General features: G+C 37.2%; 16 protein-coding genes. 13 read left to right on the top strand and 3 right to left on the bottom strand.

The window, feature by feature from the left end; translation table 11 throughout:
* Window positions 1-23 precede the first annotated feature (23 nt).
* Window positions 24-545: a hypothetical protein gene (locus LK994_RS04365; RefSeq protein WP_229761668.1), complete on the top strand. Its 522-nt coding sequence runs from the start codon at window positions 24-26 to the stop codon at window positions 543-545.
* A 49-nt stretch (window positions 546-594) separates the two neighbouring features.
* Here LK994_RS04365 and LK994_RS04360 read toward each other — a convergent pair whose 3' ends face one another.
* Window positions 595-1,140, bottom strand: coding sequence for a hypothetical protein (locus LK994_RS04360; RefSeq protein WP_229761667.1), 546 nt, complete (start codon window positions 1,138-1,140; stop codon window positions 595-597).
* Window positions 1,141-1,271: 131 nt separating this feature from the next.
* On the opposite strand from LK994_RS04360, the gene LK994_RS04355 reads away from it, so the two are divergent.
* Entirely contained in the window at window positions 1,272-3,017 is a 1,746-nt protein-coding gene (locus LK994_RS04355) for a tetratricopeptide repeat-containing sensor histidine kinase (protein ID WP_229761666.1), read from the top strand.
* A gap of 11 nt (window positions 3,018-3,028) precedes the next feature.
* Here the strand turns inward: LK994_RS04355 and LK994_RS04350 are convergent, their stop codons facing one another.
* Entirely contained in the window at window positions 3,029-3,775 is a 747-nt protein-coding gene (locus tag LK994_RS04350) for a hypothetical protein (RefSeq protein WP_229761665.1), read from the bottom strand.
* A 65-nt stretch (window positions 3,776-3,840) separates the two neighbouring features.
* Window positions 3,841-4,713, bottom strand: a complete 873-nt coding sequence (gene purN, locus LK994_RS04345; RefSeq protein WP_229761664.1) for a phosphoribosylglycinamide formyltransferase — start codon at window positions 4,711-4,713, stop codon at window positions 3,841-3,843.
* Between the two features lie 239 nt (window positions 4,714-4,952).
* Here purN and LK994_RS04340 point away from each other — a divergent pair, with 239 nt between their 5' ends.
* The 11 genes from LK994_RS04340 to LK994_RS04290 all read left to right on the top strand — a co-directional run bounded on the left by LK994_RS04340 (window position 4,953) and on the right by LK994_RS04290 (window position 19,521).
* Entirely contained in the window at window positions 4,953-6,206 is a 1,254-nt protein-coding gene (locus LK994_RS04340; RefSeq protein WP_229761663.1) for a c-type cytochrome, read from the top strand.
* A 114-nt stretch (window positions 6,207-6,320) separates the two neighbouring features.
* Complete coding sequence (locus tag LK994_RS04335) at window positions 6,321-9,518, top strand: TAT-variant-translocated molybdopterin oxidoreductase (protein ID WP_229761662.1); 3,198 nt, start codon at window positions 6,321-6,323, stop codon at window positions 9,516-9,518.
* A gap of 174 nt (window positions 9,519-9,692) precedes the next feature.
* Entirely contained in the window at window positions 9,693-11,144 is a 1,452-nt protein-coding gene (gene nrfD / locus LK994_RS04330) for an NrfD/PsrC family molybdoenzyme membrane anchor subunit (protein WP_229761661.1), read from the top strand.
* A gap of 84 nt (window positions 11,145-11,228) precedes the next feature.
* Entirely contained in the window at window positions 11,229-11,822 is a 594-nt protein-coding gene (locus LK994_RS04325) for a DUF3341 domain-containing protein (RefSeq protein WP_229761660.1), read from the top strand.
* Between the two features lie 141 nt (window positions 11,823-11,963).
* Window positions 11,964-12,617: a c-type cytochrome gene (locus LK994_RS04320; protein WP_229761659.1), complete on the top strand. Its 654-nt coding sequence runs from the start codon at window positions 11,964-11,966 to the stop codon at window positions 12,615-12,617.
* Between the two features lie 24 nt (window positions 12,618-12,641).
* A complete protein-coding gene (locus LK994_RS04315) occupies window positions 12,642-13,886 on the top strand; it encodes a quinol:cytochrome C oxidoreductase (protein WP_229761658.1) in 1,245 nt (414 codons plus the stop codon).
* A 151-nt stretch (window positions 13,887-14,037) separates the two neighbouring features.
* Window positions 14,038-15,093, top strand: a complete 1,056-nt coding sequence (locus LK994_RS04310; RefSeq protein WP_229761657.1) for a cytochrome c oxidase subunit II — start codon at window positions 14,038-14,040, stop codon at window positions 15,091-15,093.
* Between the two features lie 34 nt (window positions 15,094-15,127).
* Window positions 15,128-16,930, top strand: coding sequence for a cytochrome c oxidase subunit I (locus LK994_RS04305; RefSeq protein ID WP_229761656.1), 1,803 nt, complete (start codon window positions 15,128-15,130; stop codon window positions 16,928-16,930).
* A gap of 117 nt (window positions 16,931-17,047) precedes the next feature.
* Window positions 17,048-17,977: a heme o synthase gene (gene cyoE, locus LK994_RS04300; RefSeq protein ID WP_229761655.1), complete on the top strand. Its 930-nt coding sequence runs from the start codon at window positions 17,048-17,050 to the stop codon at window positions 17,975-17,977.
* Between the two features lie 144 nt (window positions 17,978-18,121).
* Window positions 18,122-18,688: a cytochrome c oxidase subunit 3 gene (locus LK994_RS04295; RefSeq protein ID WP_229761654.1), complete on the top strand. Its 567-nt coding sequence runs from the start codon at window positions 18,122-18,124 to the stop codon at window positions 18,686-18,688.
* A gap of 95 nt (window positions 18,689-18,783) precedes the next feature.
* On the top strand, window positions 18,784-19,521 hold the full coding sequence (locus tag LK994_RS04290) for a cytochrome c oxidase subunit 3 (protein WP_229761653.1): 738 nt from the start codon (window positions 18,784-18,786) through the stop codon (window positions 19,519-19,521).
* Window positions 19,522-19,531: the final 10 nt, after the last annotated feature.

Raw genomic sequence — 19,531 nt, 5'->3', positions numbered from 1 at the left:
TTTTCAACAATAAAATTTTAGCAATGAATACAACACATCTTCATTTGCTGCTCAATCATTTTCCAATTATAGGAACTTTGATTGGCAGCGGCCTTCTGTTATGGGGGCTCATTAAAAATCAAAACAATATCAAAATAATTTCCTCGGTAATATTAGCATTGATGGCCATTATTGCTATACCTGTTTATTTAACCGGAGAACCAGCGGAAGAATCTGTAGAAAAGCTGCCGGGTGTAGTGAAAACCATGATCGAGCTGCACGAAGATGCAGCAACACTCGCTATCTGGTTAATGGGACTTACAGGAGTATCGGCTTTGTTGGCATTATTTCTAGAAAGAAAAAAAACAACAATGGCAAAAACGGCCTTTATGGCCACTTTTCTTTTCTCTGCTGTGTGTTTTGCGGCAATGGCTCGTACGGGTTATTATGGTGGCCAGATTCGCCACACAGAAATAAGCGCAGGTGCCGCAACAGTTACACAACAAAATGCGAATGAAAAAAATATAGAAGGAAAAGAGAATAAAAAAGAAAAAGACGACGATTAAATTGTTTTGATATAAGGTGATGATTTATGCAAATCGTCACCTTTATTATTTAATCTTCTTTACCCCCCTTCTCTCCTACAAACCAATCTTCCTTATCTTTAAATAAAACGTTGAAAGTAGTGAGAGAGCCGTAACAACGGGTAATATATTGCTGAATGTTTACTTTTTCTTCATCGCTCAGTTTTTTATTACTGTTGATATTTTGTTCGAGTACTCTTAGCCTGTCTCTGAGCATTACTATTTTGTGAAAAAAATCTTCAATGGGAATTTCTTTGGGCTTTAAGGTTTTATCCGCAGCTTGCAGCAACATAGTGCCCCCTTTCCATTTATCTCCCAACGGAACCACTTCGCTAACACCATTCCATAAACGCAATATTTTTAATAAAGATCTTTCTACATCGCTGGTAGTTTCTAATTCTACTGTCGCATTTTCAGCAATGATCTCCTCCAAGTGCGTATCCGTTTTGTCAATTTCTTTGATACCATAATTAATGAATGAGATAATGTACGTGGCATATTTTACGCCGATGATCACACCGGGCCCGTGTTGAGTATGTTGTAATCTTGTACCTATACCTAATGTTGTTTGATTCATAAAAATAGTTTCAACAAAAATAGTTCTAATTTGGAGATTTGAAAATTTGGAGATGAGGGGTTGCTCAATAATCTCCAAATTTTCAAATCATCAAATCAAATGTGTATTTTTAAATCTAAACCGAAACCAAATTGAAAAAACTTCTTTTCATCCTCTTTTTTTGCTCATTCAATCTGATTGGGAAATCACAGGTAGATACGCTGTTATTAAAACAAGCAACCGAATTGTTCAGTACCGGAGATTATGAACAATCTTTAACGATCTTTCAAAAAACACTTACTCAAGCATTACAAAACGGCGATAAAAAAAGAGCCATTCGTATTTATTTTAACATCGGTAAAATTTACGGGCAATTAGGCAAACCGTTAGAGTCTTTACAAAATTATCAGTCTTCAGAAAAATTGGCGGAAGAAACCGGTGACCGATCTTCCAAAGCCAAAGCGCTGAATAATATCGGGGCTTTATACAGAGAGCAAAAAAATTTTTCGAAAGCGTTGGTGTATCATGCCAAAGCCGAAGCCATAGCGTTAGAATTAAAAGACTCTCTTACCATTGCAGATTGTGCAAACAATACAGGCATTGTGTATGAGATGCAACAAAAGTTTGACACTGCGGTACACTATTACGAGATAGCATTGGACATTTATAAGAAGATACAAAATGACCAACGAATATCTATCGCCTTGAATAATCTTGGGGTAATGTATAAGAACATGGATAAATATCCCCAGGCAATTGATTATTACAAACAGGCTCTGGTTATTGCAGAAAAATTGGGAGATCAGTTTGTAATAGCAGCTAACAATGTAAATATTGCCAGTGCATTGAATAAAACTAACGGTTATGCTGAAGCGTTAGCGTATAATGTAAAAGGATTTGCTATCGCAGAAAAAATTGGCGCACTGGATATTCTGGTTGCATCTGCAGATAATATGGCAGTAGAATATGCCGGTTTAAAAGATTATCCAAAGGCATATGAATGGCAACATAAATTCTCCCTATATAGCGACAGCCTGATAAACATAGAAAGAAATAAACAAATGGCGGATGCTGAAGCAAAGTATCAAACAGCGCAAAAGGAAAAACAGATACAACAACAAAAATTTGAGCTGACGAAAAAAAACTACTGGCTTTTTGGGTCTATCGGATTGTTTATTTTATTGAGTTTGCTGAGTTATAGTTTTTACCGCAGATATAAATTAAGACAAGAGACCAAATTGAGAGATGCCATCATAAAACAACAGGATCTTTCTACAAAAGCAGTATTAGAAGCAGAAGAGAATGAACGTAAACGAATTGCCCAGGAATTGCATGACGGGGTTGGGCAAATGATGAGTGCGGCGAAAATGAATCTGTCTGCTTTTGAATCTGATCTGCAATTGAAAGACAAAAATCAAAAAATGGCGTATGATAAAATAGTATCGTTGGTAGATGAGAGTTGTAAGGAAGTAAGAAGTGTAAGCCATCAGATGATGCCAAATGCCTTGCTTAAAAAAGGATTGGCAAATGCTATCAGAGAATTTATTGATAAGATCGACAGCAGAATATTAAAAGTAGATCTGTTTAGTGAGGGATTGAATGAAAGGATAGATAGTAATGCAGAAACTGTTTTATATCGGGTGATACAAGAGTGTGTAAATAATGTAATTAAACACAGTGGTGCTAATCAGTTGGATATTTCTCTGATAAAAGATATTGATGGGATCAGCATTACGATAGAAGACAACGGAAAAGGGTTTGATATATCTCAAAAAGAAAATATAGAAGGTATCGGGTTAAAAAATATGCGAACCCGGATAGAGTATTTAAAAGGCACTATTGAATTTGATAGTACACCGGAAAAAGGCACTTTAGTGGCAATCAATGTGCCGGTGTAAAACTGATATGATTACTTGTTTAACAGGAGATCTCTTTTAAATTGATAAGACGAGTTTAATATGTATTGATAAAAATCTACCGTACTACTGGCTATTGTGAATGCATAATCGGGTCGGTATTTTTGCATGAATGTGTCTAATTCTTTCCCATCGAGATGCGTTATTCTTTTTACCATCATTTTATTAAAACGATAGTTGATGTAATTTTCCTGCTCCTGTTCCAGCAACCTGTTTTGCATATTGCGGAGTTGCCTGTTCCTCTTAAATCTGAATATGTTTATAAATTCATCCAGATCCATCCCCGGAACTCCGGAATAAGTAGAGGTTGTGGTACTAATGCCCGGTTTAGTATGATTAAAGATCTTGGCATACCTTTCCCTGTTTTCAATGGAGTCTTGTTTATATGTTTTGCTGAAAACTTTTACTTCTCTTAGCGATTTGTATTTTTCATAAGTACGTATGCGTAAAGAAATATCAAAGCTGCTGATGTTTTCTATCTGTCGGACAGAAAATTTTAGAGAAGGCTTGTTATTATAAATGAAGGTCAGAGAATCGGCATCATCTGTAACAATCTCATAATGGCCGGCAGAGTCTGTAATAGCAGTTCTACCGCTACTGCTTTGTACAATTACATCTTTTACAGGTATAATTTTTGTTGAATCATAGACAGTGCCGCTTACAGTAAGTTGTGCTGCACATATATTTGCGATCAATAAAAAGAAAGCAACGCAGAAGTATTTTTGTACATATTGATGCAATACACTTGAATATTAGCTACAATATTAACCCAAGTATTGTTCTTTTATAAGATAACCTGATTCTTTTAACGCTGATTTTGCATTTGTTGCAAAACCAGGGCAATCACTTTAGGATAATGTTGATGCTCGAGCACATGAATTTTCTGAGCCAATGTATCAGGGGTATCATCATCACTTACGGGGCATTTTGCCTGAAAAATGATGTTCCCATGGTCATATAATTCATCAACATAATGAATTGAAATGCCACTTTCCTTTTCTTTATTAGCAATAACGGCAGCATGTACGAAACCGCCATACATTCCCTTGCCCCCGTAATTGGGTAATAACGCCGGATGGATATTAACGATCTTACCCGGATAGGCACCGGTGAGTTTGGCGGGGATCTTCCATAGAAAGCCTGCCAATATAATGAAGCCGATAGAATGCTTTTTGAGCTCCTCTAAATAGGCATCTCCCCTAAAAAAACGTTCTTTTTCTATTAATAAGACAGGAATATTATTATCTGTTGCTATTTTCAGCACCCCAGCGCCGGGTTTATTGCAAACAACTAGGGCAATCTTTATATATGGATGATCTTTAAATTCTTCTATTATCCTGGCTGCATTGCTGCCTGCTCCGCTGGCATATATTGCCACAGAAATAGAAGCATTATTCTTATTCTTTCCATTCATTCTTTTCCAGATTTTAGACAAATAGCGGGTAAAAAAATTGAACTGCCCCAGGGGGATGCTTATTAATAATACACAGAATGGCCACAAGATGGTGATCAGTATTATATATAGTAATACCCAAAGAAAACCTTTGTCGATGTCAAAAAGGACCAATAATCTTCTGCCGGTATAGCCACAAAGGCTCCCGCCGAGGGCAAAGGTGCAAATTATCAATATCAGGTTTAGTTCGTTTACACCCCAACGTTGTTTTAATTTCTCCAACATTTGGCAAAAGTGACGCAAAAATTTGTGAAATACTAACCAATCTTTATAAATCTAAAGAAGCAAAAAACTGTTTACATAAATATGACAATAGGAGGTTGCTAAAATCAACAATTCGCTGAAACCCACGTCCAATGGGCAAAAATTTTTTTTCGAAATGTTGATATATTGTCAATATCCTGCCTTATTTTTGCAGCCAAAGAAGGAAATTTTTCCACACCAAGACATCCGCTATTATCTGTATGAGTCGTTATAGAAAAAACTTTTACAAAATTCTTGCAAGTTTACTATTCGTTGCACTTGTTTCTTTTAATAATTCAATTTTTGCCCAAGATGGCGAGGCGCTTTTTAAAGCAAATTGTGCCAACTGTCATAAACCCGATGAAGACTACACAGGTCCGGCGTTGAAAGGTGCAAGAAAGAGAGAACCAAGTCCTGATTGGGTATATAAATGGGTATATAATACTACCTCAATGGTAGAAACAGACCCTTACGCAAAGGCTTTGAAAGCCAAATACGGCTCTGTGATGACGGCTCAAAGTGAAGCTAATATCAGTAAAGCTGATATTACTGCTATATTGGATTGGGCAGATAAATATGAGAAAAAAGCACCTGCAGTTAGTGCAACAAACGGAGAAGCACCTAAAGAAGACAATTCGCTTTTATTTGGAATCCTTACCATTATTCTTGCTGTAATTGCATTTATATTATTACAGGTAAACAGCAGCTTACGTAAATTATCAGATGAAAAAGAAGGTATATTAAGAAGTGAGCCGGTGCCATTCTACCGCAATAAAAGCTACCTAATGTTAGGTGTTTTAGCGTTATTTTTTGTAGGAGGTTACATTACAATTAATGCAGCTATTGGTTTGGGTAGAATGAAAAACTATCAACCAGTACAACCTATTTACTATTCACATAAAGTACATGCCGGCACTAACCAGATCAGTTGTTTATACTGTCATGGAGGAGCTCAGGATAGCAAACAAGCAAGTATTCCTTCAGTAAATGTTTGTATGAATTGCCACAAAGCCATTAAAGAGTACAAAGGAGATCCTATTGTAAGAGAAGATGGTACACAGGTAAACGGTACTGCAGAAATTCAAAAACTATATCAATACGCAGGTTGGAATCCTGATTCAAAAACTTACGATAAACCAGGCAGACCAATCGAATGGGTAAAAATTCACAACCTGCCTGACCATGTTTACTTTAACCATAGCCAACACGTAAAAGTAGGTAAACAACAATGTCAGACCTGCCATGGCCCTATACAGGAAATGCCTGAAGTAAAACAATTTGCTGACCTAAGCATGGGCTGGTGTATCAATTGTCACAGAGAATCAAAGGTTAACTTCTATAACAAAGAAACCGGAGAAGGAAACAAATTTTACAGCATTTACGAGAAATTCCACAATGATATCAAAGCTGGTAAAATGGACAGTGTAACAGTTGAAAAGATCGGTGGAACAGAATGTCAAAAATGTCACTATTAATATTGATTTGAAGATTAGCTGATTTGGAGATTTGAAAATGTATGTAAGTTTTTCAATTGCCAAATTATCAAATCGCCAAATTATCAAATCACCAAATTATCGAACTATCATATTATGAGTAATAAGAAGTACTGGCAAAATTTTGGAGAGCTAAATCAAACAGAAGCTTTTGAAAAGTCGGCAAAAAACGAATTTCAGGAAGATTTGTTGCCATTGGAAGAATTGGACAATGGTATGCTGAATTCAAAAACTCCTCGTAGAGATTTTCTTAAATATTTAGGTTTTAGCACTGCTGCGGCAACATTAGCTGCAAGTTGTGAAATGCCTGTACGCAAGGCTGTGCCTTATTTACATCGTCCGGATAATATCATTCCGGGTGTTGCAAATTATTATGCTTCTACTTATGTAAATGAAGGTGATGTTATTCCGGTTGTTGTTAAACAAAGAGACGGAAGACCAATCAAAATTGAAGGGAACGAATTATCTACTATTACAAATGGAGGAACTAGTGCACAAGCACAGGCTTCTGTTTTAGATCTATACGATACCACACGTTTACGTTACCCACAACAGAACGATGGCAAAGGATTTAAAGAAGTAACCAGTTTTGATGCGTTAGATAAATTAGTAGCGACTGCAATGGCAGGCGTTGCCGGAAAACCGGTTATTATTTTATCTTCAACGATCAATTCTCCAAGTACTGAACAGGTTATTACTGAATTCCTTGCTAAACAACCTGCCGGTAGCCGTCACGTGCAATACGATGCGATCAGTTACAGCGGTATGTTATTAGCCAATGAAGCATGTTATGGTAAAAAGGCTATTCCTTCTTATCATTTTGATGCGGCTAAAGTAATTGTAAGTATAGGAGCAGATTTCTTAGGAACCTGGTTAAATCCGGTTGAGTTTAGTACTCAATACGCAAAAAGCAGAAAGATCTCAGGAGAAAAACCTGAAATGAGCCGTCATATACAGTTTGAAAGTACAATGAGTCTTACAGGTAGTAATGCCGATGATCGTTTTGTACATAAGCCATCTCAAAAAGCAGCAGTAGCGTTAGCATTGTTAGCAAAATTGGGTGGCGCTGTAACAGCTCCTGCTATCAATGATGCGGCCTTGGTTAAAGGAATTGAAACCGCCGCTGCTGCATTAACTGCTAGTAAAGGTGCAGCATTAGTTGTTTGCGGAAGCAATGATGTAAATCTTCAGATCATTGTAAACGCAATTAATGAAGCGATTGGAGCTAATGGTAAAACAATTGACTGGTCTGCAACTTCTAACTATCGTAAAGGGATAGATGCAGATATTACCAAATTGGTAGACGAAATGAATGCAGGTGCGATTGGTGCTTTATTGGTGTACGAATCAAACCCTGTATATACTTATTATGACAGCAAAAAATTTGCTGAAGCATTGAAAAAAGTACCTGTTACAATTTCTTTCAATGGCACAATGAATGAAACAACGGAATTGTGTAAATTCTCTATTCCGTCTCACCATTGGTTAGAAAGCTTCGGTGATGCTGAACCAAAAACTGGTTATATCAGTTTGATCCAACCAACGATCAATCCATTATTTAAAACAAGAGCGTTCCAAACCTCTTTATTAAAATGGTCTGGCAGTACAACTGCGGATTACGAAACATATTTTAAAACATATTGGACTGCTAAATTAGCCGGAGAAGATGCTTATAATAAAGCATTACAAGATGGTGTAATTGAACCGGCCACTCCAGCTGCTGCCGGAGGGGCAACTTTTAGTGGAGCTGCACTTGCTGCTGCTGCTGCAAAAGCAACTGAGGCTAAAGGTGGCAAATATGAATTGGTTATTTATCAAAAAGTATCAATTGGTAGCGGTAAACAAGCCAACAACCCATGGTTGCAGGAATTACCTGATCCTATTTCTAAAGTGACTTGGGATAACTACGCAATGATGAGCCCTGCATTGGCCAAAACTATTTTGGGTATCGATGTATTGGGTAATCAACGTCAGGGAGATGGTTATGAAGTACAACCTGAAAAACCAACTGTAAAAATTACAGTTAACGGAAAAAGTATTGAATTGCCGGTATTGATCATACCTGGTGTACAATCAGAAACTGTAGCAGTTGCATTAGGTTATGGTCGTCAAAGTACAGATAAAAATAAAACAGCTGAATACATCGGACTTTCGGCCAATGGGGCAGGTGCAAATGCCTATCCGCTGGTTGGGTTTGATGGAACAGGCTTCAGATATTCTGCTGCTGCAGAAATTACCAAAACAGGTAACACTTACGCTGTAGCACAAACGCAGGTACACGGATCTTCAGAAAGCCGTCCTGTTATTTATGAAACTACTTTAGCAAAATTCATTGCTAATCCTGAAGAAGTATTAGAAGAGCCAAATACAGAAAGAGTTAAACTACTTCCTTTTGGTGGAAAAGATTTTAGAAAAGATGCTACCATTTATCCTGATTACGAAAAACCGGGAATCAAATGGGGAATGAGCATCGACTTAAATACCTGTACCGGTTGTAGTGCCTGCGTAGTTGCATGTACTGCAGAAAACAACGTTGCTGTTGTAGGTAAGACTCAGGTAATGAGAGCCCATGAAATGCATTGGTTACGTATCGACAGATATTTCACCGGTGATATGAACAACCCTGATGTGGTGTTCCAGCCGATGTTATGTCAGCATTGTGATAACGCTCCTTGCGAAAACGTTTGTCCGGTTGCTGCAACTAACCATAGTAGTGAAGGATTGAACCAAATGACATACAACAGGTGTATCGGTACAAGATATTGTGCTAATAACTGTCCGTTTAAAGTGCGTCGTTTCAACTGGTTAGATTACACTGGTGCTGATAGTTTTGGTGATAATCAAAATCCATTGATCGGTGTTGACTTAGATGAGACCACACTACAAATGAATGACGACCTTACAAGAATGGTGTTGAATCCGGATGTAACTGTTCGTTCAAGAGGTGTGATCGAAAAATGTTCTTTCTGCGTACAACGTTTACAGGAAAATAAATTAATTGCTAAAAAAGCAGAAGATCCAAGTTTGGTAAGAAACGTTAAGACTGCTTGTATGCAAGCTTGTCCTACACACTCTATCACTTTTGGTAATGTAAATGATAAAGAAAGTGAAGTGTCTAAATTAAGAGAAGACGAACACCGTACTTTCTATGTATTGGAACAACTGCACGTTTTACCGAATGTTAGCTATCAGGTGAAAATTAAAAACACCGATAGAAATGTAACAAACGAAAAAGAAGCAGAAGGACATGGCGAAGCAAAAGCGGAAGAGAAAGCAGAAGCGGCACATCATTAATTGATTTGAAGATTGTGTTGGTTCAATAGAGAACAAATGTTGAAGAGTGCGACGCCACTGAAGTTGAATAAAGAACAATAGTTCGTAACAAAAGAATAAGTAAAAATTTAAAAATATAAAAGAGAAAGCGACAAAGGTTTCACTTTTCACTTTTCACTTTTCACTTTAAAAGATATGTCATTATTAAAGTACGAGTCACAAATCAGGGAACCACTAGTTGATGGTAATAAAGATTATCACCAGGTAACGGAAGATATTATACGTCCGATTGAGATGAAACCAAGTCGCCTTTGGTATATTGGTTTCTGGATCAGTGTTGGATTGCTGTTATTTGGGGTGTATAGTATTTACAGAGAGGTTACCTATGGTATCGGTCAGTGGAACCTTAATAAGACCATCGGTTGGGGTTGGGATATTACCAACTTCGTATGGTGGGTAGGTATTGGTCACGCCGGAACGTTGATCTCTGCGATTTTATTATTATTCAGACAAGGTTGGAGAACAGGTGTGAACAGAGCTGCGGAAGCGATGACAATTTTTGCGGTAATGTGCGCCGGTCAGTTTCCTATCTGGCATATGGGTCGTGTGTGGATGGCATTCTTTGTATTACCTTATCCAAATACCCGTGGTCCTTTATGGGTTAACTTTAACTCTCCACTACTTTGGGACGTATTTGCGATATCAACTTATTTCACTGTTTCATTATTATTCTGGTACTCTGGTTTGTTACCAGATCTGGCAACAGTAAGAGACAGAGCTAAAACTAAATTGCGTAAATTATTATATGGTGTTGCTTCTTTCGGTTGGACAGGTAGCACTAAGCACTGGCAACGTCACGAAAGCTTGTCGTTGGTATTGGCAGGTTTAAGTACGCCGTTGGTACTTTCTGTACATACGATCGTATCCTTTGACTTTGCAACTTCGGTTGTTCCTGGTTGGCACACCACCATCTTCCCTCCTTACTTTGTGGCGGGTGCGATCTTCTCTGGTTTTGCAATGGTGCAAACGCTGATGATCATCTTAAGAAAAGTATTTGCATTAGAAGATTATATCACATTAGGTCACATCGAAGCAATGAATAAAGTAATTGTATTGACAGGGTCTATCGTGGGTATCGCTTATATCACAGAGTTGTTCATCGCTTGGTACGGACAAAATCCTTACGAGTGGTATGCATTTAAAGAAAACAGAGCTAACCTGTTCAGTCCTTATGGATGGAGCTATTGGTTAATGATGTTCTGTAATGTGGTATCTCCACAAATGTTCTGGGTAAAAAAATTAAGAAGAAACGTTGCGTTTACTTTCTTCATGAGTATTATCGTAAACATAGGTATGTGGTACGAAAGGTTTGTAATTATCGTAACGTCTACTTACAGAGATTATCTTCCATCAAGCTGGAGTACTTACTATAGTCCTTCTGTTTATGAGATCGGGTTTTATCTGGGTACGTTCGGATTGTTCTTTACCTGCTTCTTCTTATTTGCTAAATACTTCCCTGTTATTGCGGTTGCGGAAATTAAGAGTGTGTTGAAAACAACAGGAGAAAGTTATAAACGTAAAATGACCGATATAGAAAAAGCAGATGCTGAAAAATTCTATATCGAAGAAGTTGAGCATGCTCATTAAAACGTTCAAGGTTTAAAACGTTAAGGGTTTAACAGGTTTAAAGAAATCGTAAATCAAAAATCGTAATTCGTAAATATAATTAAGATGGCTGGAGGAATTAAAAAATTTGTAGTTGGGTGTTTCGATGATGAACATGTATTGTTCCCTGCGGTAAAGAATGTACGCAAGGCCGGATACAAAATTCATGATGTGTACACACCATTTCCTGTACATGGTCTAGACCATGCAATGGGATTAAGAGAAACCAGCATACATACTGCAGGGTTTATTTATGGTATTACCGGAACAACAACAGCATTGAGTTGCATCAGTTGGATCTTAACAAAAGACTGGCCATTGAATATTGGTGGTAAACCGCATTTTTCTTTGCCTGCCTGGATACCTATTACATTTGAGTTAACAGTATTATTTGCTGCTGTAGGGATGGTATTGACCTTTTGTTATTTGTGTCAGCTATCTCCGTTTGTGAAAAAGCATCATTTTCATGCAAGAGCAACAGATGATCTTTTTGTGATGGCTATCGAGTGTACAGATAAAACAAACGATGCAGAAGTTCAGGCGTTTTTACAAAATGCCGGAGCTAAAGAAGTAAACGTTCAAAATGCAGAAACAGGTTGGTGGATTGGAAGATATGACAGAGAACAAAAATTATACAGAGACGACGAGAAAGGATACTAAGACACCCCCTCCGCCTCCTAAAGGGGGAACTGGGGAAGAGTAAAATAAAAAATACGAACTTTTAAAATTAAAAGAAGTAAAACAAATTTTATAATCTAACAAAGGGAAGCCCCTTCAGGGGTTTGGGGTAAAATTTAATAAATGAAACGAATTACTTATTTAACCGCCGTATTAATTACAGCAATTATTGTAACCATAACAAGTTGCGATAGCAAGCGTGAGCCAGGAAAAATTTATATGCCTGATATGGCTTACAGCCGTGCAGTAGAAAGTTATGCATTGCTTGACTCTACCATTTTTACGGATGATGTAACTAAAGCAGGAAGTAAAATATTTTACAACCGTGTACCGGTACTTGGTACAGTTGCAAGAGGAGAGATGTTTCCATATACACTTCCGAATGATTCTGCCGGGTATGCACAAAGTGCGTCGGTAAAAAATCCACTTACAACACCATTGGTTGGTGCTGATAGTGCGGAAGCTGCAAGATTGTTCAATATTAATTGTGCAATATGTCATGGCGCTGATGGAAAAGCAACCGGTCCTTTAGCAACCTCAGGTAAAATTGGTGGTGTGGCAAACCTTACTACTGATGCGTATATCAAAATGGCTGATGGTACCATGTTCCATTCTATATATTATGGAAAAAATAACATGGGAAGCTATGCATCTCAGTTAAGCAGAAAACAACGTTGGGAATTAGTTCAATACATCAGAACATTACAACCAAAAGCAACAACTGCTGCAGTTATTCCTGCAGCTGCGGCATCAGATTCAACTAAAAAAGCAAAATAAGCATTCATTCAAAATAATATTTAGATGACGACCACGAACACATTCGAATTACCAGGCAGCTACAAAAAGTGGACAATAGGACTAATTGCCGCAGGGGTAATTGCATTGCTATACGGAGTATTTATGTTTCATCCATGGGAAGTTGGCCACGGAGGCGAGCACATACAAAGCACACGTTTTTGGTCAGTGCTATTGCAAAACAGTGTCTTCTTTTTATTGATTGTAAATGCAAGCATGTTCTTTATAGGTGTAACAACATTGGCACAAGGTGGCTGGCAGGTTGCTTTAAAAAGGGTGCCGGAAGCAATTTCAAGTGTAGTGCCGGTTTTAGGCTTAATCGCATTTGTAATTCTAATGTCTATTGTTTGGGGCGGACATCATGATATCTATCATTGGGTAGATAAAGATGCTGTTGCACATGATCATATATTAAATGGTAAAAAAGGATTTTTAAATCCTGTATTTTTCTCGGTTTGGAGTGCTATCACTGTATTGGTTTGGTGGTTATTGGGTAAAAAATTACGTCAATTAAGTTTAGATAGTGATAAAGGAGGAACAATGGATTATGAAACAGGTAAAAAATGGATCGATAAAAACTTTTTATATTCTTCTCTATTTATCGTCTTCTTTGGGTTAACAGTTGGATCTACTATTCCATGGTTATGGATAATGAGTATCGATGCTCATTGGTATAGCACTATGTTTAGCTGGTATACATTTGCAAGCTCATTTGTATCAGGAATGTCGCTGATCGCAATTTTTGTTATCTTCTTAAAAAACAGGGGTCAATTACCATATGTTACTGACGAACATATTCATGACGTGGGTAAATTCATGTTTGCATTCTCTATATTCTGGACATACCTGTGGTTCTCTCAATATATGTTGATCTGGTATGCAAATATTCCCGAAGAAACAGGGTATTTTAAAATAAGAGTACAAGGACCATTCCGTGGAATATTCTTCTTAAACCTTATTATGAACTTCGTTTTGCCGTTCTTAATCTTAATGAAAAAAAGTACCAAAAGAAACTGGACGATACTTACTGTAACGGCAGTATTGATCATTTTTGGTCACTGGATAGATTTTTGGCAAATGGTAATGCCTGGTACATTAAAAGATCATGCAGAATTAATGCCTTTTGAATTTGGTATAGCTGCACTTTTCATTGGTATTATTATGTGGAGAGTGGGTGCTTTCTTGACCAAACATCCATTAACAGCTAAAAACCATCCTTATTTAAAAGAAAGTATGATACATCATACATAAAGAAGAGCGTGGTACTGAATTTGTGGTAAAATTGAATAAAACAGAGGATTAAATAAAAAAGTTAATTCAAATAAAAACAAAAAACCTTTTGTCAAATCCGGTTCAAACCTTTTAAAGGTAGAGAACGAAAGCGGCGAAAAAATAATTTTATATGACACCGATTTTGTTGATAACTATTGTAGTAATGATTTTCGTAATCATCTTTCAGATTGCGAAAGCCAGTGAGTATGTAAGTGTATTAAAAGGAGAAGAAAAATCCCGTAAACAAAACAATAAGATCAATGCTTTTTTATTGGTCGTGTTTTTAGTATTGGGATTGATTGGTTGTTGGTGGTGTAATGAAATGTTTTATAGCAAAACATTATTCCCTCAGGGAGCAGCATCGGAAATCGGTCAAAAAATTGATTTGATGTTGTACATCACTATTGGCGTAACAGGTGTGGTATTTGTTATCACTCAGGTATTGCTGTTCTGGTTTGCATTTAAATATCAGGAAAATGATGATAGAAAAGCTTTTTACTTTCCACATAATACAAAATTGGAATTATTGTGGACAACAGTTCCTGCTATATTCTTAACTGTTCTGGTAGTATTTGGTTTAAAATATTGGTTTAAGATGACAGGAGAAGCGCCAAAAGAATCTGTGGTAGTAGAAGTTACCGGTCATCAGTTTGGTTGGGAATTCCGCTATCCGGGTGCTGATAATGTATTGGGTAAAAAGAATTATAAATTAACTAAAGGGGCTAATAGTCTTGGTGTTGATTTTGAAGATCAGGCAAGTTTAGATGATATTCACGTAGGAGGTACGATGCATATCCCGGTTGGTAAACCTGTTAAATTAGTGATCAACGCACAAGACGTGATTCATGATGTAGGTTTATCTCATTTCAGATTAAAAATGGATGCAGTACCAGGTATACCAACAACTATGTGGTTTACTCCATTATATACAACAGAAGAAATGAAAGTACGTTCAGGAAATCCAAATTTTGTATACGAACTAAGTTGTGATCAAATGTGTGGTAAAGGTCACTTTTCTATGAGAGGAGTGATAATTGTAGAAAGTGAATCAGATTACAAAAAATGGTTATCTACACAAAAGCCAGAATACTACACAGTTTTTCCTGATAAAGATCCGGCGAAAGCTGTAACTGATAGTGCATCAGCAAAAACACAGATTACTCAGGTATTACCTGCAAAAAATTAATATTATTTAGGGAATAGAAAAATTATCTAGAACAATGAGTACAGTAGCGTTACACGGAGCAGATGTTCATTCAGCACATGATGCACATGGAGAACATCATCACCACGAGACATTTATCACTAAATACGTATTTAGTCAGGATCATAAAATGATTGCCAAACAATTCCTGATTACAGGGATGATATGGGCAATTATTGGAGGTCTGTTTTCGGTGTTATTCCGTTTACAATTAGGTTATCCTGAATCGACTTTCCCTTGGTTGGAAGATATTTTAGGCCACTGGGCTAAAGGTGGTAAAATTCAACCTGAATTTTATTATGCCTTGGTAACTATGCACGGAACTATCCTAGTGTTCTTTGTATTAACTGCAGGTTTGAGTGGAACTTTTGCCAATTTCTTAATTCCTTTACAAATTGGTGCAAGAGATATGGCCTCTCCGATGCTTAACATGTTAAGTTACTGGTTTTTCTTTTTGGCTTCTATTATCATGATGTCTTCTCTGTTTGTTCAAACAGGACCGGCAAGTGGTGGTTGGACAATTTATCCTCCATTAAGTGCATTAGGTGATGCGTCGAGCGGATCTAAGATCGGTATGGATCTTTGGTTAGTGAGTATGGCTATGTTTATTGTGAGTTCATTATTAGGTGGGCTGAATTATATCACTACCATTCTTAACATGCGTACTAAAGGTATGAGTATGACAAGAATGCCATTGACTGTTTGGGCATTGTTCTTTACTGCAGTGTTAGGGGTATTATCTTTCCCTGTATTATTATCAGGTGCTATATTATTATTGTTTGATAGAAACTTAGGTACTAGTTTTTATTTAAGTGATATCGTTGTTAATGGTAAAATTTTACCAAACGAAGGCGGTAGTGCTATTTTATTCCAACATTTATTCTGGTTCCTTGGTCACCCTGAGGTATACATCATCTTATTACCGGCTATGGGTATGTCGTCAGAAATTCTTTCTGTTAACAGTCGTAAACCGATCTTCGGGTACATGGCGATGGTTGGATCAATGTTTGCCATTGCAATTCTTGCCTTCTTGGTTTGGGCGCATCATATGTTTGTAACCGGATTGAATCCTTTCCTTGGAGCATTCTTTGTATTGCTTACATTATTAATTGCGGTGCCTTCAGCTATTAAAGTATTTAACTGGTTAACTACATTGTGGCGTGCAAATATCAGGTTTACTCCTGCAATGATGTTCGCTATCGGGTTTGTAAGTTTATTTATCAGTGGAGGATTGACAGGGATCTTCTTAGGAAACTCTGCATTGGACATTCACTTACATGATACTTATTTCGTAATTGCTCACTTTCATATAGTAATGGGTGTGGCTTCATTCTTTGGAATGTTTGCCGGCGTGTACCATTGGTTCCCTAAAATGTATGGCAGATACTTAAATACTACACTTGGTTATATCCATTTTTGGGTAACTATCATTGGAGCGTATTTGATCTTCTGGCCAATGCACTACGAAGGATTGGCGGGTATGCCTCGTCGTTATTACGATTACAGTGGATGGGAGTCTTTCAAAATGTTTGGTGGCTTAAACGAATTCATCAGCTTTGTTGCGATGGTTGTTTTTGCTGTTCAATTATTATTTGTGTTCAACTTTTTCTATAGCATTTTTAAAGGAAGAAAAGTTACTACTCAAAATCCTTGGGGTGCAAATACTTTGGAATGGACTACACCTATCCGTCCGGGACATGGCAACTGGGTGGGAGAAATTCCTGAAGTACATCGTGGAGCTTATGATTATGGAAAAGACGGAAGAGAATTTATTCCGCAAACAGAACCGATCGGAGAACACGAAAGTAAAGATCATTAATTTCGATTTGAAGATTTGGTGATCTGAAGATTGGAGGAAATTGAATTAAGTTTTTTGAAAATAAAGATTGGTGTTTTTGGAAAGTGGCAAACCATTAACCATTAACCATTAACTAAAATGCAGGAGGATAAAACAACCATAGCCAACTCAACCTCGTTTGGGGTGGCAAGTAAAGTGAAAGATTACTTTCAGTTGATCAAGTTCACTTTAAGCTTTATGGTCGTATTTAGTACAGTGGTGAGTTTTTTAATTGCGCCTAATGAAGATCATTATAGCCGCAATAAAATAATATCAGTTCTTTTACTTTTTGTAGGGGGTATGTTAATTACCGGTTCTGCAAACGCTATTAATCAGGTGTTGGAAAAAAAATCCGATTCTTTGATGAAGCGTACAGCAAAAAGACCGGTGGCCAGTGGCAGAATGAGTACAACAGAAGCTTCAGCTTTTGCAATAATAGCCGGAGCGCTAGGGGTTTTCATTTTGTGGTATTGGTTTAACAGCGCAAGTGCTCTGGTTGGATTATTTAGTTTGTTTTTATACGGGTTCATTTATACACCGTTAAAAAAAGTAAACTCAATCGCAGTACTTGTTGGTGCAATTCCGGGAGCTTTACCTTGCCTTATTGGTTGGGTAGCAGCAACAGGAGGATTTGAAATTGGCGGCTGGGTGCTTTTTGCAATACAGTTCCTTTGGCAGTTTCCGCATTTTTGGGCAATTGCCTGGCTGGCACATCAGGATTATACTACCGCCGGATTCAAATTATTGCCTAGCGATAAAGGACCAACAAAATTTACTGCACTGCAATCTATTATATACAGTGCATTAATGATACCGGTTGGATTGTTGCCATACTTTGTAGGTATTACAGATGTTGGAACAAGAGGGATTATAACTATGGTCGTTTTGTTATTGTGCAATTTGTGGATGGTGTATGTGAGCGTATTGTTGTTTAAAAGAATGGATCTTGGCAGTGCCAAAAAAGTAATGTTCAGTTCTTATTTTTATTTGATGATCGTGTTGTTGGCGTTGTTTGTTGGCAGAGCGTAAGAATCGTTTAAAGATTTAAATAGTTGAATTACGCTGAGATAAAAGTTGAATATAGGTATGCGGTACAAGGGAGTGACACAACGATGTTGAGTAATGGATCTTGGCTGGTTATAAAATAAAAATTTGTGTAATAAAAATAGTAGAATGAATACCGTGGCGATGGAACAAAGGAAAAGAATACATCCGCATAAGTTTACCCTTTGGGTAGGCATTGCAAGTATTGTAATGATGTTTGCCGGATTAACAAGTGCTTATATTGTAAAGCGTAACCAGGTAAATTGGATAACGTTTGAGATACCAACGGTTTTTTGGGTGTCGACAGTAGCGATCGTAGCAAGTAGTGTTACAATCTGGATGGCTCAGAATGCGTTCAAAAAAAGAGCAATGGCTCAATATAGAACGCTTATGATAGCTACATTAGCGCTGGGAGTTCTTTTTCTTGGATTACAGGTAGTTGGATTCAATCAATTATGGGAAAGTGGAATGACGCTTACAAAAAATGTATCGTTTTCCTTTTTATACATAATTGTTGGTTTGCATGGTTTGCATGTAATAGGCGGCTTAATTGCTTTGTTGATTTTATTTGCTAAAGCATTCAGCAGCAAAATGAGGAACTACGATATTGTACCGGTAGAAGTAATGGCTACTTACTGGCATTTTGTAGATCTTTTATGGATTTATTTATTGATTTTTTTAATAATGATAAAATAGAGTTCATAGTTTATAGTTCATAGTTCATAGTTGTTCAAGATTATTACAACACAGAACTAAAAACTAAGAACTGGCAACTCAGAACTTTAAAAAATATGTCTACAGCAGCAGCACAACAAGGAACAAAATGGTGGAGTGGCGGAAGAAGCCCCTTCAATGCCAGCTATGGTAAGGTAATGATGTGGTACTTTTTAATGAGTGATGCATTTACATTTGGTGCATTTCTTATCAGCTATGGTACTATTCGTTTTAGTGTAAATAGTTGGGCAGATCCTAACCATGTGTTTAATTCATTCCCTTTTGCAGGGCATGCAAATTTACCATTGGCATTTGTGAGCTTGATGACATTTATTTTGATCTTCAGTTCGGTTACAATGGTATTGGCGGTACATGAAGGACATAAAATGAATAAGGCCGGCGTTGAAAAATATATGCTCTGGACCATCCTGGGGGGATTAGCGTTTTTGAGCTGTCAGGCTTGGGAGTGGACGCATTTACTAACAGGCGATCATGCAGTTTTGGTAAACGGTCAAATTGAACATTGGAATACAACAGTATCTCACAATCCATTTGGCCCCGAAGTAATGTTTAATGGACAGGAAGTTGCAACACCGGGTCCGATTGCTTTTGGCGGATACTTTTTTGGCATCACAGGGTTCCATGGTTTTCACGTATTCAGCGGTGTGATCATTAATCTTGTAATGTATATTAAAACTAAATTGGGTCATTTTGATCAACGTGGTCATTATGAAATGATAGAAAAAGCTGGACTATACTGGCATTTTGTGGATCTGGTTTGGGTATTTGTATTTCTTTGCTTTTATCTTATATAACAATTTGTTT

It is taken from the genome of Ferruginibacter lapsinanis, assembly GCF_020783315.1.
GTDB lineage: Bacteria > Bacteroidota > Bacteroidia > Chitinophagales > Chitinophagaceae > Ferruginibacter > Ferruginibacter lapsinanis.
This window is presented reverse-complemented; position numbering and strand designations above follow the sequence as displayed.

Coding starts and splice junctions, on each gene's coding strand:
- LK994_RS04325 (WP_229761660.1), top strand. CDS start 11,229: ATGGCTGGAGGAATTAAAAAATTTGTAGTTGGGTGTTTCGATGATGAA.
- nrfD (WP_229761661.1), top strand. CDS start 9,693: ATGTCATTATTAAAGTACGAGTCACAAATCAGGGAACCACTAGTTGAT.
- LK994_RS04315 (WP_229761658.1), top strand. CDS start 12,642: ATGACGACCACGAACACATTCGAATTACCAGGCAGCTACAAAAAGTGG.
- cyoE (WP_229761655.1), top strand. CDS start 17,048: ATGCAGGAGGATAAAACAACCATAGCCAACTCAACCTCGTTTGGGGTG.
- LK994_RS04335 (WP_229761662.1), top strand. CDS start 6,321: ATGAGTAATAAGAAGTACTGGCAAAATTTTGGAGAGCTAAATCAAACA.
- LK994_RS04310 (WP_229761657.1), top strand. CDS start 14,038: ATGACACCGATTTTGTTGATAACTATTGTAGTAATGATTTTCGTAATC.
- LK994_RS04305 (WP_229761656.1), top strand. CDS start 15,128: ATGAGTACAGTAGCGTTACACGGAGCAGATGTTCATTCAGCACATGAT.
- LK994_RS04295 (WP_229761654.1), top strand. CDS start 18,122: ATGAATACCGTGGCGATGGAACAAAGGAAAAGAATACATCCGCATAAG.
- LK994_RS04290 (WP_229761653.1), top strand. CDS start 18,784: ATGTCTACAGCAGCAGCACAACAAGGAACAAAATGGTGGAGTGGCGGA.
- LK994_RS04360 (WP_229761667.1), bottom strand. CDS start 1,140: ATGAATCAAACAACATTAGGTATAGGTACAAGATTACAACATACTCAA.
- LK994_RS04340 (WP_229761663.1), top strand. CDS start 4,953: ATGAGTCGTTATAGAAAAAACTTTTACAAAATTCTTGCAAGTTTACTA.
- purN (WP_229761664.1), bottom strand. CDS start 4,713: ATGTTGGAGAAATTAAAACAACGTTGGGGTGTAAACGAACTAAACCTG.
- LK994_RS04320 (WP_229761659.1), top strand. CDS start 11,964: ATGAAACGAATTACTTATTTAACCGCCGTATTAATTACAGCAATTATT.
- LK994_RS04365 (WP_229761668.1), top strand. CDS start 24: ATGAATACAACACATCTTCATTTGCTGCTCAATCATTTTCCAATTATA.